General features: G+C 63.0%; 16 protein-coding genes. 12 read left to right on the forward strand and 4 right to left on the reverse strand.

Features of this window, described 5'->3' with window-relative positions; genetic code table 11:
- The first annotated feature begins 13 nt into the window (after positions 1-13).
- From grxC to ACE2AA_RS04985, 4 genes are all read left to right on the forward strand, one after another.
- Positions 14-274 carry a glutaredoxin 3 gene (grxC, locus tag ACE2AA_RS04970; protein ID WP_141260131.1) on the forward strand — a complete coding sequence of 87 codons (261 nt, stop codon included), beginning with the start codon at positions 14-16 and terminating at the stop codon, positions 272-274.
- 23 nt (positions 275-297) lie between these two features.
- Positions 298-756 (forward strand): DUF1178 family protein, encoded by a 459-nt coding sequence (locus ACE2AA_RS04975; RefSeq protein ID WP_141300025.1) that lies wholly within the window; start codon positions 298-300, stop codon positions 754-756.
- 66 nt (positions 757-822) lie between these two features.
- Positions 823-1,347 (forward strand): DUF2147 domain-containing protein, encoded by a 525-nt coding sequence (locus ACE2AA_RS04980; protein ID WP_141260145.1) that lies wholly within the window; start codon positions 823-825, stop codon positions 1,345-1,347.
- Between the two features lie 46 nt (positions 1,348-1,393).
- Positions 1,394-2,623 carry a lactonase family protein gene (locus ACE2AA_RS04985; RefSeq protein WP_395371535.1) on the forward strand — a complete coding sequence of 410 codons (1,230 nt, stop codon included), beginning with the start codon at positions 1,394-1,396 and terminating at the stop codon, positions 2,621-2,623.
- A 31-nt stretch (positions 2,624-2,654) separates the two neighbouring features.
- On the opposite strand, the gene ubiG is transcribed toward ACE2AA_RS04985, so the two are convergent.
- On the reverse strand, positions 2,655-3,404 hold the full coding sequence (gene ubiG, locus ACE2AA_RS04990) for a bifunctional 2-polyprenyl-6-hydroxyphenol methylase/3-demethylubiquinol 3-O-methyltransferase UbiG (RefSeq protein ID WP_141300029.1): 750 nt from the start codon (positions 3,402-3,404) through the stop codon (positions 2,655-2,657).
- Between the two features lie 157 nt (positions 3,405-3,561).
- Between ubiG and ACE2AA_RS04995 the strand changes: the two genes are divergently transcribed.
- The 6 genes from ACE2AA_RS04995 to prfA all read left to right on the forward strand — a co-directional run bounded on the left by ACE2AA_RS04995 (position 3,562) and on the right by prfA (position 10,745).
- Positions 3,562-4,815: an aspartate kinase gene (locus ACE2AA_RS04995; protein WP_141260135.1), complete on the forward strand. Its 1,254-nt coding sequence runs from the start codon at positions 3,562-3,564 to the stop codon at positions 4,813-4,815.
- Between the two features lie 11 nt (positions 4,816-4,826).
- Positions 4,827-5,900 carry a nitronate monooxygenase family protein gene (locus tag ACE2AA_RS05000; RefSeq protein WP_141300116.1) on the forward strand — a complete coding sequence of 358 codons (1,074 nt, stop codon included), beginning with the start codon at positions 4,827-4,829 and terminating at the stop codon, positions 5,898-5,900.
- Positions 5,897-7,045 carry a helix-turn-helix domain-containing protein gene (locus ACE2AA_RS05005; protein WP_141300031.1) on the forward strand — a complete coding sequence of 383 codons (1,149 nt, stop codon included), beginning with the start codon at positions 5,897-5,899 and terminating at the stop codon, positions 7,043-7,045. Before ACE2AA_RS05000 ends, ACE2AA_RS05005 begins: the two co-directional genes overlap by 4 nt.
- A 131-nt stretch (positions 7,046-7,176) precedes the next feature.
- Positions 7,177-8,337 (forward strand): flavodoxin-dependent (E)-4-hydroxy-3-methylbut-2-enyl-diphosphate synthase, encoded by a 1,161-nt coding sequence (gene ispG / locus ACE2AA_RS05010; protein WP_141300033.1) that lies wholly within the window; start codon positions 7,177-7,179, stop codon positions 8,335-8,337.
- A gap of 87 nt (positions 8,338-8,424) precedes the next feature.
- Positions 8,425-9,681: a histidine--tRNA ligase gene (hisS, locus tag ACE2AA_RS05015; protein WP_141260138.1), complete on the forward strand. Its 1,257-nt coding sequence runs from the start codon at positions 8,425-8,427 to the stop codon at positions 9,679-9,681.
- Between the two features lie 2 nt (positions 9,682-9,683).
- Positions 9,684-10,745 carry a peptide chain release factor 1 gene (prfA, locus tag ACE2AA_RS05020; protein ID WP_141260139.1) on the forward strand — a complete coding sequence of 354 codons (1,062 nt, stop codon included), beginning with the start codon at positions 9,684-9,686 and terminating at the stop codon, positions 10,743-10,745.
- Between the two features lie 4 nt (positions 10,746-10,749).
- On the opposite strand, the gene ACE2AA_RS05025 is transcribed toward prfA, so the two are convergent.
- Positions 10,750-11,214 (reverse strand): hypothetical protein, encoded by a 465-nt coding sequence (locus ACE2AA_RS05025; protein WP_141260140.1) that lies wholly within the window; start codon positions 11,212-11,214, stop codon positions 10,750-10,752.
- 30 nt (positions 11,215-11,244) lie between these two features.
- Here ACE2AA_RS05025 and prmC point away from each other — a divergent pair, with 30 nt between their 5' ends.
- Positions 11,245-12,108: a peptide chain release factor N(5)-glutamine methyltransferase gene (prmC, locus tag ACE2AA_RS05030; RefSeq protein ID WP_395371539.1), complete on the forward strand. Its 864-nt coding sequence runs from the start codon at positions 11,245-11,247 to the stop codon at positions 12,106-12,108.
- A gap of 264 nt (positions 12,109-12,372) precedes the next feature.
- Positions 12,373-12,927 (forward strand): DUF4167 domain-containing protein, encoded by a 555-nt coding sequence (locus ACE2AA_RS05035; protein WP_141260148.1) that lies wholly within the window; start codon positions 12,373-12,375, stop codon positions 12,925-12,927.
- Positions 12,928-13,109: 182 nt separating this feature from the next.
- Here ACE2AA_RS05035 and ACE2AA_RS05040 read toward each other — a convergent pair whose 3' ends face one another.
- Positions 13,110-13,367: a hypothetical protein gene (locus tag ACE2AA_RS05040; protein WP_141260149.1), complete on the reverse strand. Its 258-nt coding sequence runs from the start codon at positions 13,365-13,367 to the stop codon at positions 13,110-13,112.
- A gap of 53 nt (positions 13,368-13,420) precedes the next feature.
- Positions 13,421-14,686: an adenosylmethionine--8-amino-7-oxononanoate transaminase gene (locus ACE2AA_RS05045; RefSeq protein ID WP_395372133.1), complete on the reverse strand. Its 1,266-nt coding sequence runs from the start codon at positions 14,684-14,686 to the stop codon at positions 13,421-13,423.
- Between the last annotated feature and the right edge of the window lie 23 nt (positions 14,687-14,709).

A 14,709-nucleotide genomic window follows, 5' to 3' on the forward strand; every position in this document is an offset into this window, starting at 1 on the left:
AAGCGAAGGTTCAATGCCGTCTATTGAGATCTATACCCAGCCGGGCTGTCCCTACTGCATCCACGCGGTCCGCCTGCTGACGCACAAGGGTGTGCCCTTCACCGAAATCAATGCCCCGCATGGCACGCCCGAACGCGAGGAATCGATCCGCCGTTCGGGCGGTCGCACCACCGTGCCGCAGATATTCATCGACAATACTCCCCTTGGTGGCTGTGATGACCTGATGGCGCTGGAACGGACGGGCAGACTTGATGCCCTTCTGGGCAAGGGCTGATACGGCATACGGACGGAGAAGGCATGATCCGGTACGAGCTGCGCTGTAACGCAGGCCATGAATTTGAAGGGTGGTTTCCCGGCAGCGCCGCATTCGAACAGCAGGCCAGGCGCGGCCTGCTGTCATGTCCGCAATGCGGGTCGGCCGAGGTCACGCGCGCGCTGATGGCGCCAGCGGTCCATACCGCAGGTTCCCATCTGGCAAGGGATGCGCCACCACAACCCGCGGTCACGCCACCCGGCCATGCGTCTGGAGGAGTGCCCGACGCCATGATCGCTCTGTTACAGAAAATACGCCACACGGTAGAGGAACACTGCGACGACGTGGGAGACCGCTTTGCCGAGGAAGCCTTGGACATGCACCGGGGCAGGACCGAGGCACGCGGAATCTATGGCAGCATGACGCCGCAGGAACAGGCCGAACTGGATGAGGAAGGGGTGGAGGTGCACGCCATCCCGTGGGTCCGCCGGGCCGACAGCTAAAGGGAACACGCAAGCGCGGCACGCATGGACCGCCGCGTCACGCGCCATGTGGGGGAACGATTGGAAATGCACGACAGCAAAAGCCACAATGGTACGCGCCAGACCGGGCACCGGGCGGGCGGGCGCATCAGGCGCTGGCTGGCCAGGGGTACGATTGCAGCCTTATGCGCAATGGCGGTCGGGACTGCCGGCCTGCCCACCGCGCGCGCCGCGGAAGCGGAGCCGGACATTATCGGCCGGTGGATGACAAAGGACCATGACGGCGTGTTTGAAATTTCCCATTGCGGGAATGAAATCTGCGGGAAGCTGGCTGGCGTGCGCTACACGACCGACATGCCGCGCGACAAACGGGGCGAGCCGGAATGCAACCTGCCCATGCTGAACGGCTTCACGCCCGACCCGAAGGACGCGGGACACTGGAACGGCCATGTGACAGATCCCGATACGGGCCACGTCTATCATGCCAAGCTGTGGGTTTCACAATCCGGGGACCTGAAGCTGCGCGGTTTCGTTGCCGTGCCTTTATTTGGTGAAACCGAGACGTGGACCCGCTATACCGGCACGATTGGCCCGGCGTGCAAATTGCCCTGAAGGCCCCAGAAAACAATTCTCAACCAATGAGGATGATCCTTATTCCATGAGCTGCAATATCTCCCGCCGTGTGTTCGCCACCACACTGGCCGCTGCCAGCGTGCCCGCCATATCCCGCCGCGCCGTGGCGCAGACCGCGGCCAGGCCGCGCACCATCTGCTATATCGGTGGCTATACCCAGCACGGACCGCCCGGCGGCGCTGGCAACGGGCAGGGTATTTCAGTGTTCGAAATGAACCCCGATACCAGCAGTCTTTCGCCGCTCATGACCTATGTGGACATTGCAAGCCCGTCTTTCATGGCCATGTCCGCTGATTTCAAGCACCTGTATGCCCTGAGCGAAATCAATGATTTCAATGCCAATGGCGAAGGCTGCGTCACGGCGTTTTCCGTCAACCGTTCCAGCGGGGAACTGACCAAGCTAAACGTCGTGCGTTCAGGCGGCGCGGTGCCCGCGCATCTCAGCGTGCATGCATCGGGCAAATACGTGCTGGTGGCCAATTACATGGGCGGCACGGTTGGCGTCCTGCCCATCCACCCCGACGGCAGCCTGGGCGACCCGACGGACGTGGTGCACAATACCGGCCCGCGCATGCCCGACCGCGCGGCGGATAACCCGCCGGGCAACTTCGCCATAAGCGATCATTCCAGCGCGCATGTACACATGGTGGCGTCCGACCCGTCAGGACGGTACGTGCTGGCATGCGACGCCGGGCTGGACCGGGTGTATGTCTGGACGCTGGACCTGCATACCGGCAGGCTGGTTCCCGCCAAGACACCGTTCATTTCCATGACGCCGGGATCGGCCCCGCGCCACTTCTCCTTCAACGAGAAGGGGACGATGATCTACATTCTGGGCGAACAGGATTCGAAAGTGGTCGCCGCCACCTTCAATCCCCAGACCGGCGAAATCGTGCCCCAGCAGACCGTCAGCACCGTCACCCCGCATTTCCGGGGCAGCACGCTGGCGGCGGGCATCCTGCTCTCGCCCAACGGCAAATACCTGTACGTATCGAACCGGCTGGGTGATTCGCTGGCCAGCTTCCATGTCAATGACGACGGCACGCTGAATCTGGTCGAAGAAATCTGGATGCATGCCGACTATGGCCGCGCGATGATGTTCGACCCCAGCGGAACCTACCTGTTCTGCGCCAACCAGCGCAGTGATTCCGTCACGTCGTTCAAGGTCAATGCCCAGACCGGAGTGCTGGACTTTACATGGAACTTCACCCCCGTGGGCAGCCCGACGACATTCGCGTTCATGAACACGATCTGACGCCGGACCCGCCGTCACGGGCGGGCTGTACTCAGTCGCGCACCATTGCCGCGATGTAGTTCACCGCCATGTCGCGGCTTTCGCGCCACCCGCCAAGGCCGGGCACCATGCCCGCAATATCGGTTATGCGCAGGCCCGCATGGGCCGTGTACTGCCCCATTTCGGCCGGGGTGATGAACTTGCGCCAGTCATGCGTGCCCACCGGCAGCAGGCGCAGGACATATTCCGCCCCGATCTTGGCCATGGCCATGGACCGCCACGTGCGGTTCATGGTCGAAACCACCATCACCCCGCCGGGCTGCAGCAGGCCACCCAGCATGCGCAGGAAGGCAGCCGGATCGGTCACATGTTCGATCACCTCCAGTGCTGAAATCGCGTCAAAGCGCGCGCCTTCGGCCACCAGTTCCTCAGCACTGCCGCAACGATAGGACAGCGGGCCTGCTGATGGGGGCAGGGGGTGGTGACGCATGTGCAGTCTGCCTGCCGTGATCGCCGCCTGTGATGCGTCCAGCCCGGTCACGTCGAATCCTGCACGGGCGAAGGCCTCGCTGGCCAGTCCCGCGCCACAGCCGATGTCCAGCAATGTGCGACGCGCCCCATCATCAGCCTTCGGCGCGGGCAGATGGCGCATGGCCCAGCCGGTGCGCAGGTCGTTCATGGCGTGCAGGGGGCGCATCGGGCCGGCCGGATCCCACCACCGGGCGGCCAGATCGCTGAAATGGGCGATCTCCTCGGGGGCGACGGAATCTGCCGACAGAACGGGCGAATCGTGATGCTGCATGGGTGCACCGCCTTTCATTTGGCTTTCTCCCGCTGGACGCGGAAGCTGGGGAGATGTATGTGACGCGGCTTGCGCATAACCGCAATGCCCCGGATTGGCCAACAGGGCCGCACTCCGGATATGCTGAAGCCCGAGCCATAATGGAGCCACTATTCCGATGTCCCCTACCGTACCGCGGATCGTGATGAAATTCGGTGGCACATCCGTCGCCGATCTTGACCGGATTCGTGCCGTCGCGGAAAAAGTCCGGAAACAGGTCGAGGCCGGATGCGAGGTTGCCGTTGTCGTATCCGCCATGTCTGGCGTGACCAACCGCCTTGTCGGCTACTGCCGCGATCTCTCGCCCCAGCATGATGAACGTGAATACGACACCGTCGTTGCAACGGGGGAGCAGGTCACCAGTGGCCTGCTGGCCATCGCGCTCCAGAAACTGGGGGTCAATGCCCGATCATGGCTGGGCTGGCAGATCCCGCTGCGCACGGATGACGCGCATGGCAAGGCGCGTATCGTATCCATAGACGGCGCGAACCTGATCAGCAGCATGCAGGCGGGACAGGTGCCGGTCGTGGCCGGTTTCCAGGGGATCGGCCCGGACGGGCGCATCACCACGCTGGGACGCGGGGGGTCCGATACCTCGGCCGTGGCGCTGGCGGCGGCGCTGAAGGCGGACCGGTGCGATATCTACACGGATGTGGACGGAATCTATACAACCGACCCCCGTATTGTTACCAAGGCACGGAAGCTGGACAAGATTACCTATGAGGAAATGCTTGAACTGGCGTCCGTAGGGGCCAAGGTGCTGCAGACCCGCAGCGTGGAACTGGCAATGAAGGAGCGCGTGCGGGTGCAGGTGCTGTCCAGTTTCACCGATGGTCCGGCACCATCGGAAGGGCATCTGCCCGGTTCATTAGTCGTGGATGAGGACGAAATCGTGGAACAGGAACAGGTCGCCGGAATTGCCTACTCCCGGGACGAGGCAAAGATTTCCGTCCGCCAACTCCCTGACCGCCCGGGTATCGCGGCGGCGGTGTTCGGCCCGCTGGCCGATGCCAACGTGAACGTGGACATGATTGTCCAGAGCACGGGCGACGACGGGACGACCAACATGACGTTCACGATCGGCAAGGCCGATCTGGCGCGCGCGATTTCCGTGCTGGAAAGCCACCGCGATGCAATCCAGTTCACGGAACTGCAGACCGATGACGGCGTGGTGAAGATCAGCGTCGTAGGTGTTGGCATGCGTTCGCACGCCGGTGTCGCCAGCACGATGTTCCGCACGCTGGCTGAACGCAACATCAACGTACAGGTCATTTCCACCAGCGAAATCAAGGTTTCGGTGCTGATCGCATCCGAATATACCGAACTGGCCGTGCGCGCCCTGCATACCGCCTATGGCCTGGATGCGGCGTGAGCGTGGCGGAGATGTCAGACACCGCGCCGTCTCCCCTGACGGACCCCACGCGCCGGGCCGAGGCCCGTGCCCGGCTTGACCACCTGTGGGGGCGTGGCACGCGCTTCCTTGGCAGCGAATACGCGCTGCTGGCCGGGGCGATGTCATGGGTCAGCGAACGCAACCTTGTTTCCGCCATTTCCAACGCCGGCGGCTTTGGCGTGCTGGCCTGCGGGGCGATGGAACCCGCGCGCCTGGCCGAGGAAATCGCGGCGACACAGGCGCTGACCACCCGCCCGTTCGGCGTCAACCTGATCACCATGCATCCGCAGCTTGATGAACTCGTGCGCGTATGCCTTGACGCAGGTATCACCCATGTCGTGCTGGCCGGTGGCATCCCATCCGGCCCGGTGATCCGCGCCATCAAGGAAGGCGGGGCGAAAGTCATAGCCTTTGCGCCCGCACTGGTGCTGGCCAAGCGGCTGGTGCGCCTTGGCGTCGACGCACTGGTGATCGAAGGATCGGAAGCGGGCGGCCATGTCGGCCCGGTCTCGCTGACCGTTCTGGCTCAGGAAATCCTGCCGCATATCCATGACGTGCCGATATTCGTCGCAGGTGGCCTGGGCCGCGGCGATGCCATTCTGTCCTACCTTGAACAGGGGGCATCGGGCGCGCAGCTCGGCACGCGCTTCGCCGCGTCGCGGGAAAGCATCGCGCATGAAAACTTCAAGAAGGCCTTCATCCGCGCCAATGCACGCGATGCGGTGACTTCCGTCCAGCTTGATGAACGCTTTCCGGTCATTCCGGTACGCGGGCTGAACAACGCGGGCACACGCAGTTTCCTGCAGCACCAGGCACAGACGCTGCGCCGTTTCCAGGCGGGCGAACTGACCAAGGAAGCCGCCCAGCTGGACATTGAACATTTCTGGGCTGGCGCGTTGCGCCGGGCTGTGGTGGATGGTGATGTCGAAAACGGTTCCGTCATGGCGGGACAGTCGGTCGGCATGATTACGGGTGAACAGCCGGTCGGTGAGATTATCAAGGAGCTGGTCGATCAGGCCATTGATGCCCTGATCCGCCAGGAGGAGAGGGCCCGCTACGGATGAGCGACGGCAAACGCATTTTCCGCCCCAAACCCGCACAGGGCACGACAGTCCCTGCACCCGGCACGGCACCCATCGCGTCGGTAGGGGACATCCTGCGCACACGGCGCGAGGAACTGGGGTGGAAACTGCCCGATGTCGCAGCCTGGCTGCGCATCCGCCTGCCGTATCTGGAGGCGCTGGAAGCAGGCCAGCCGGGCGAACTGCCCGGCGCCGCCTATGCCGTGGGCTTCCTGCGCACCTATGCCAAGGCGCTGGGCCTGGAATCCGAACAGCTGGTCGAACGATTCAAGGTCGAAAGCCGTGGCGCGTTCACCCGCCGGTCCGAACTGTCCTTTCCCGTGCCGCTGCCCGACCGGAGCCTGCCGACCGGGGTGCTGCTGCTATGCGGTATCGTCATCCTGGTGGGTGCCTATGTCGGCTGGTACAAGATGACCGGCACGGATGGGCTGGGCCATGACATTCCCGGCAAGCTGACGCTGCCGGGACTTTCATCATCCACCACCACCGCGTCGCCACAGGTGGCATCCGTCCTGCCCCCCGCTGATGAACGGCCCGAACCGCCGCCGCAGCCACTTCCCCTTCAGGAACGTGAAGCCCTGACCGGCGCGCCATCATCCGTGCAGCAGGCCGCACCACCCGAGCCCGCTCCGGTCGCCCCCACGCAGCCGCTGGAAAAAATGGGCGAGGACCGTAACGTGCTGGCCCAGCAGGCCGCGGCAGCCGCACAGCCTGCCACCCCGGCGGACAGCGTGACCCTGAACGCCAGCGCCCCGACATGGGTGCAGGTACGCAAGCCCGGTGGGCCCGTATTATATGACCACACGATGCAGCCCGGTGAGACGTGGCAGACCCCGCAGGACCAGTCCGGCCTTGTGCTGACAGTTGGCAATGCGGGTGGCCTGACACTGGCGGCAGGCGGCGTCACGACACAGCCGCTGGGCCGTAACGGGGAAGTACGCCATAACATTCCCCTCACTCCCACAGCCGTGGTGGACGGGTCGGTCATGCATGCCAGCCCGGCACCCGTCATCCGCCCACCGGCACCTTCGCCCGTGACCGATACATCGGCCATTGGCGCGACGCCGGCAACGGGAAGTGGCAATAATCTTTCTCCGCCCCTCCCACAGCGCATCAATCCGGAGTAGAATGGTCTCCACGGCATGGTCCCCTGATGATCACCATGCCGGAAACCGGCATGTAACAGATCCAAGGGCCGTGCCACGCCGCCGCTACGGCGGGCCGGAGCATAACCGCCGCCTTATCTGGAGGGCACATAATGAGCAGCTATCGTCCTTATCAGCACATCGAACGCCGCAAGTCGCGGCAGATCCATGTCGGCAGCGTGCCGGTCGGTGGGGATGCCCCGGTTTCGGTCCAGACCATGACCAATACCCTGACCACGGACGCCGAGGCCACGATCGCGCAGATCCGCCGCGCTGAACTGGCGGGCGTGGACATCGTACGCGTCTCCTGTCCCGATGAGGACAGCACGAAGGCGCTGGCCGAAATCGTGCGGGAAGTGAACGTGCCCATCGTGGCTGACATCCATTTCCACTACAAACGCGCCATCGAAGCCGCAAAGGCCGGTGCTGCGTGCCTGCGCATCAACCCCGGCAACATCGGCAGCGCCGAGCGCGTGCGTGAAGTCGTGAACGCGGCGAAGGACCACAACTGTTCCATCCGTATCGGCGTAAACGCCGGTTCGCTGGAAAAGCACCTTCTGGAAAAATACGGCGAGCCGAACCCCGACGCGCTGGTGGAAAGCGCCCTGGAACACGCCAAGATCCTTGAAGATCATGACTTCCATGAGTTCAAGATCAGCGTGAAGGCATCCGACGTGTTCATGGCGGTCGCGGCCTACCAGCAACTGGCTGATGTATGCGACCACCCGCTGCATATCGGCATTACCGAAGCGGGCAGCAAGCGCGCGGGCACGGTCAAGTCCTCCATCGGGCTGGGCAACCTGCTATGGGCGGGCGTGGGTGACACCATGCGCGTCTCGCTTTCGGCGGAACCGGAAGAAGAGGTGCTGGTCGGCTGGGATATCCTGAAGTCACTGGGCCTGCGCCACCGTGGCGTGAAGATCATTTCCTGCCCGTCCTGCGCACGTCAGGGCTTCAACGTGATCGAGACCGTGCAGACGCTGGAAGACCGGCTGGCGCATATCAAGACACCCATGACGCTGTCGATCATCGGCTGCGTGGTCAATGGCCCCGGCGAGGCGCTTATGACCGATATCGGTGTGACCGGCGGCGGTTCGGGCCGTCACATGGTCTATTCTGCGGGCAAGCAGGATCATACCATGCCCGCAGGCGACATGATCGAACATATTGTCGAACTGGTGGAAAAGAAGGTGGAGCAGCTTGCGGCTGCCGACGCCAGCAATACCCCCGCCGAGGAAATGGCCCGCGAAGCCACCATGTCCACCGCGGACTGAATACATGCGGCGCGCCAGGGTCCGGCGTGCCGCCCAACCGGCCAGTTCTACGGGTACGGGCCGGGTTCAATGCAGGAATATCGCGTAGTGAGCAGCTTACAGCCCGTTCGTGGCACCCACGACCTGATCGGTGAGGACCGCAGGCGTTTTACCCATGTTGTCGAAACCGCGCGCCGCATTGTCGGCCTGTACGGATTTGACGAATGGGCGACCCCGGTTTTTGAAGACACACGGGTCTTTTCACGCTCGCTGGGCGATACGTCCGATGTCGTGTCCAAGGAAATGTACACGTTCGAGGACCGGGGCGGCGAATCCCTGACCCTGCGCCCCGAAGGGACAGCCGCCATCTGCCGCGCGCTGGTCACCAACGGGCTGACGCAGTCCCTGCCGCAGAAGGTGTTCTACGCCGGGCCAATGTTCCGCTATGAACGCCCGCAGAAGGGACGCTACCGCCAGTTCCACCAGATCGGTGCCGAACTGCTGGGCGCTGCCGAACCGCTGGCCGATGCCGAAGTCATTGCCATGGGCCGTGACGTGCTGCAGGGCCTGGGCATTGCCCATGACGTGGTGCTGGAGCTCAACACACTGGGTGACATGGCCAGCCGCGATGCCTGGCGGACCGCACTGATCGCCTATTTCAGCGAACGCCGTGCCGATCTGTCGGCCGACAGCCAGACCCGGCTGGAACGCAACCCGCTGCGCATTCTGGACAGCAAGGCGGCGCAGGATCGCGCGCTGCTGGCTGACGCCCCGATGATCGCTGACTTCCTGACGCCGGATGCCCGGACATTCTGGGACGACCTGCGCCGGACGCTGGATGTGATGGGCGTGAAATTCCGTGAAAACCCGCGCATCGTACGCGGGCTGGATTATTACGGGCATACCGCCTTTGAATTCGTGACCGAACGACTTGGCGCGCAGGGCACCGTGCTGGCGGGTGGCCGCTATGACGGGCTGGTGGCCGAAATGGGTGGTCCCGCGACGCCTGCCATTGGCTGGGCTGGCGGGATCGAGCGCCTGTCCATGCTGCTGGAAGACATTCCTGCGGACCCGCGCCCGGTTGCCATCATTCCCATGGGGGCGGATGCGCAGGCGGCGGCGATTACCATATTGCAGGCGGTGCGTGGTGCAGGCGTCCGGGCCGAGACCTCCTATCGCGGCAACATGAAGCGGCGGATGGAACGCGCCAACCGCATGAACGCCACCCATGCCATCGTGATCGGCAGTGACGAAATCGCGCGCGGCGTGGTGCAGGTCAAGGATCTGGACAGCGGACAGCAGACTGAAGTGCCGATGGATGGCGTGGCGGCCTTCCTTCTGTCCGGAACACCCAAAAGGGCCTGACCGTGGCAAAGTTTGACGACCGTCTGGACCGTATTGTCGCCCGGTGTGAGGAACTGCAGGCCCTCCTTGCGGAAGGAATGTCGGGAGCCGATTTCAGCCAGGCCTCACGCGAATACGCGGAACTGGAACCGATTGTGGCCCGTGTGAACGCCCTGCGCACGGCGGAGCAGGCGGAACACGACGCAAGCCAGATGCTGTCCGACCCGGAACTGCGGGAACTGGCGGAAGCCGAACTGGGCACCCTGCGCCAGCAGATACCTGAACTGCGCCATGATATCCGTCTGGCCATGCTACCCCGTGACGAAGCGGATGAGCGCAGCGCCATCCTTGAAATCCGACCCGCCGCAGGTGGGGATGAAGCGGGGCTGTTCGCGGCCGAACTGTTTGGCGCGTACCAGCGCTATGCCGACCAGCGCGGCTGGCGGTTCGAGGTGCTGGAATATGACCAGTCCGAACTCGGCGGCCTGCGCGAAGGGATCGCCAGCATTACCGGGCGCGGCGTGTTCGCCCGGCTGAAATACGAATCCGGCGTTCACCGTGTGCAGCGCGTGCCCGCGACTGAAAGCCAGGGCCGCATCCATACATCCACCGTAACAGTCGCCGTTCTGCCCGAAGCGGAAGAAGTCGATGTGGAAGTGAACGAGGGTGACCTGCGCATTGATGTCTATCGGGCATCAGGGGCAGGGGGACAGCACGTCAACAAGACTGAAAGTGCAGTGCGCATCACCCATCTGCCCACCAATATCGTCGTGGCGATGCAGGAAGAAAAAAGCCAGCACAAGAACCGCGCCAAGGCGATGAAGATCCTGCGCGCCCGCCTGTATGAACGTAACCGTGCCGCAGCCCATGAAACCCGTGCCGCTGACCGCCGTGCGCAGGTCGGCACGGGCGACCGGTCGGAACGCATCCGTACCTACAACTTTCCGCAGGGGCGCGTGACCGACCACCGCATCGGGCTGACGCTGTACAAGATCGACCGGGTGATGGCGGGGGAACTTGATGAATTCGTCGATGCGCTGACACAGGAAGAACAGGCGGCCCTTCTTGCGGCGGATGATACCTGACGCCCTATGACGTCGGCGCGGCACACAGGCTGCTGCGACCGGGATGGCGTTCGACCACATCCGGGTCATCAGGGTCGGCCAGGTAGAATTCCGTGAAATTGCGTGCGCCAAGGGCGACAAGATGGTGGCCATCGGGTTCATGCAGCACGCCTTCGCCACTGACCTGATGGATCTCGACCTTGCCTTCGGGGCGGCGGATCGTGATCTCGCCACACAGGGCGTAGCTGTGGTTCACGCGGCTGACCGCCGTTTCCACATGGGCGGTCTGGGTAGGATGGTCATGGTCAAGACGGAAGGTCGCGACCAGCTGTTCATCCACATACAGGCGCGAGATTTCGGATATTTCTCCATCGCCGGACCCATCCTCGACATAAAACGACCCGGCAAGCGCCGGCGTCGCCATGCTGGCGCACAGCATGGTGGCAATCAGGATCCGCACAGGGCGTAATGAAAAAGCGGGCAGTTGCATGATGCCCCAGTATGACGGAAATCAGCCGTGATGAAAGATGCCATGATACAGACGCCAGCAAATTTGCGCCATCTTCTATCCGATGCCACCACCCGCCTGCGTGCCGCTGGTATCGAAGCCCCCCAACGCGAGGCCCGGCTGCTGGCCGCCCATGCGGCAGGTACCGACCTTGCGGGGCTATTACGCATCGACGTGCTGCCGCCCGGCAGCCATGATACTTTCATGCAGATTCTGCAGCGCCGCCTGGATCATGAACCGATGGCCTACATCACCGGGCATACGGGTTTCTGGTCACTGGATATGGTGGTGTCGCCCGCAACCCTGATCCCGCGCGCGGATACGGAAACGCTGGTGGAAGCCGTAATGGACCATCTGCCGGACCGTAATGCCCCGCTGCACGTGCTGGATATCGGGACGGGCACGGGCTGCCTGCTGCTGGCAGTACTTGCGGAATATCCGCAGGCCACGGGGATTGGCACTGACCTCAACCCCGATGCCGCGCACCTTGCCGCACGCAATGCCGCACGCAATGGCCTTTCCGCGCGCTGTGACATGCTATGCTGCAACTGGGCCGACGGAATCACGGGACCATTCGACCTGATCCTGAGCAATCCGCCCTATATCCCGCATGCCGACCTGAACGGACTTATGCCCGAAGTCGTGCGCCATGAACCTGCACGCGCGCTGGATGGCGGGGAGGATGGACTGGTCGCCTATCGCGCACTGGCGACGATAGTGCACGACCTGCTGGCACCAGGCGGGATCGGGGTGCTGGAACTGGGTATAGGTCAGGATCACAGCGTACCCGCCCTTATGCATAATGGTGGGCTGCAGGTACTGGAAATCCGCCCTGACCTGGGAGGAATAGGGCGGGCGCTGGTGGTGAAAAAATAATTTGGCAGACCGAAACAGGCGGGCTATATTGCGATGGCGCAGGAAACACGAACTGCAAGCTGATCTGCTGTTCCGTTTCCGCGTGGGTGATCCCGATTGCAAAACAGAAAAGCTGGCGTCATGAACCGGAATGGTTCCGCCATGCAGGGATCCGTGTCCGGCGTCATACCGGACAACCACTATGGCAACAGACGGGACGGATAGACCGCCCCACGGTCCAGGGCAGCGCCGGCGACCGGCAACAGGAAAGTGCTGCGACAGCTTATGAACATGAAACGCATGCGAGGCCGTCACAATCGTTCGGGCGGCAGCAATGGCGGAAGCGTACGCCATAATAATGGCCAGATCCCGTTGAACCGCAACCATGTCTTCGACAGTAATGGACCTGACCTGCGTGTGCGCGGCACGGCACAGCAGCTGTTTGAAAAATACCTGCAGCTGGGCCGTGACGCCAGCAGCACGGGCGACCGCGTCATGGCAGAAGCCTATTTCCAGCATGCCGAACATTACTTCCGCATTCTCAACGCCATGACGCAGGCCGCACAGCAGAGCCAGCAGGAACGTCAGGAACGCATGGCCGCCCGCCAGCAGCGCCCGGTCGACAACCGCCAGCCCACCGATACCGCCATTGATGACAGCACCGAACAGCCCGTCATCCAGCAGCAGGTGAGCGAACCGGCGGAAACCGCCCCGCAGCCCACCGTAGCCAGCGAACCCGCACCTGCCCCGACACCGCGCGCACCCCGTGCACCACGCCGTAACAGCCGTAGCAAACCACCGGCCGACAAGAAGGAAGAGCTGGAATCCACCCCGTCCTGAATGGGCACAGCCCCGCCCGGGTCTATCGGGCGGGGCCTGTCGGCAGGGAGGCGGTTTCAGAGAAACCTGCCTTATTAAAGGGAATTAGGTGTCCGCACGCAGGGATCAGGGTGGTCCTGACGTCTCGATACGGTGTATCGACGCACCACCGTAAGGAACCGGATAACGTTCGGATACAGCCTTCAGGCGTGTGCGTTAACCAGACGCCAGACCTTGCGCCTGCGTCCATCACTGGCATCCGGGGCGTCTTCCACCGTGACCAGCCCCTGATTACGCAGCGCCTGTAACGCCAGCCGGGCATGGTAGGTGCCCAGCTCGGGGAACAGGTCACCGATTTCGCGCACTGAACGGGCTTTCCCGTCCGACAGGATCTTCAGCACGATCTGTCGCTTGCTATCATGATTTGTCATGCGCCAGGATCGATGCTGAAAAAAAGTCATGTCTTTTCTATACCAGATCCGTCCCCAATGGCCTAGCGCCGATACGGCCCTTCCTACACAGGTTGCGCCAGTACGGTCCGGATGGCTGCGGTCAGTCTGCCCAGCTCGGACGTGGTTATGTTAAAGGCTGGCGTCAGATAAACGATATTACGGAAGGGCCGTACCCATACCCCCTGCGCGATCAGGGCGCTCTTCAGCGCATTCATGTCACGTATGCGGTCCAGTTCCACCACGCCGATCGCCCCCATCACGCGCACATCCACCACATGGGGCAGGTTGCGACACGGTTCCAGTTCGGTACGCATCTGCTGTCCGATATGTGCAACCTGTGCCAGACGGTTTTCGCGTTCAAACAGATCCAGCGAGGCATTGGCGCAGGCGCATGCCATGGCATTGGCCATGAAGGTCGGCCCGTGCATAAGCGCATGCAACGGATTATCCGACAGGAAAGCGTCATATACATGCGTGCGCGCCACCGTGGCAGCCAGCGCCATCGTCCCCCCCGTCAGCGCCTTGGACAGGGTGATGACATCGGGCACGATCCCGGCCTGTTCACATGCGAACAGTGTGCCGGTGCGCCCAAAGCCGGTAAATATTTCATCCAGTATCAGCAGCACGCCATGCCGGTCCGCCAGCATGCGCAGGTTGCGCAGGACGTCGGGGGAATGGAACAGCATCCCACCCGCGCCCTGCACCAGTGGCTCGACAATAATCGCGGCGATGCTGTCGCCTGATTGAGCCAGCAGTTCATCCAGTGCCCGCACGCTGTCGGCATCCACGGGCAGGTCGGCAATGAAATGTTCAGGCAGCGCCCCCTGATACAGGGAATGCATGCCTTCGTCGGGATCGCATATGGCCATGGTGGCCATCGTGTCGCCATGATAGCCGCCACGGAAAGCCAGCAGCTTCGTCCGGCCGGTCTGGCCACGGTTCAGCCAGTACTGGATGGCCATCTTCATCGCGACCTCGACCGCGACGGAACCGGAATCGGTAAAGAACACCCGCTCCAGATCTCCCGGCAGCATGGCGGCCAGACGGCGGGCCAGTGTCAGCGCGGGTTCATTGACCAGCCCGCCAAACATGACATGCGGCATCCGTCCAAGCTGATCGCTGACGGCATTACGGATATGGGAATGGTTGTAACCATGGCAGGCCGTCCACCATGATGCGATACCATCAATCAGTTCCGACCCATCCGCCAGTGTAATGGTGCGCCCGTGCGTACTGACGGCGGGCAGGGGGGGCAGGGTGGTCTGCATCTGGGTATAGGGAAGCCAGACATGCTTCATGCCGCGTTCCAGCCATTGGGGTCCATGCATGCGGCCACTCCATGATATTGCGT

Origin of the sequence: Komagataeibacter diospyri (genome assembly GCF_043995075.1) — a bacterium.
Lineage (GTDB): Bacteria > Pseudomonadota > Alphaproteobacteria > Acetobacterales > Acetobacteraceae > Komagataeibacter > Komagataeibacter diospyri.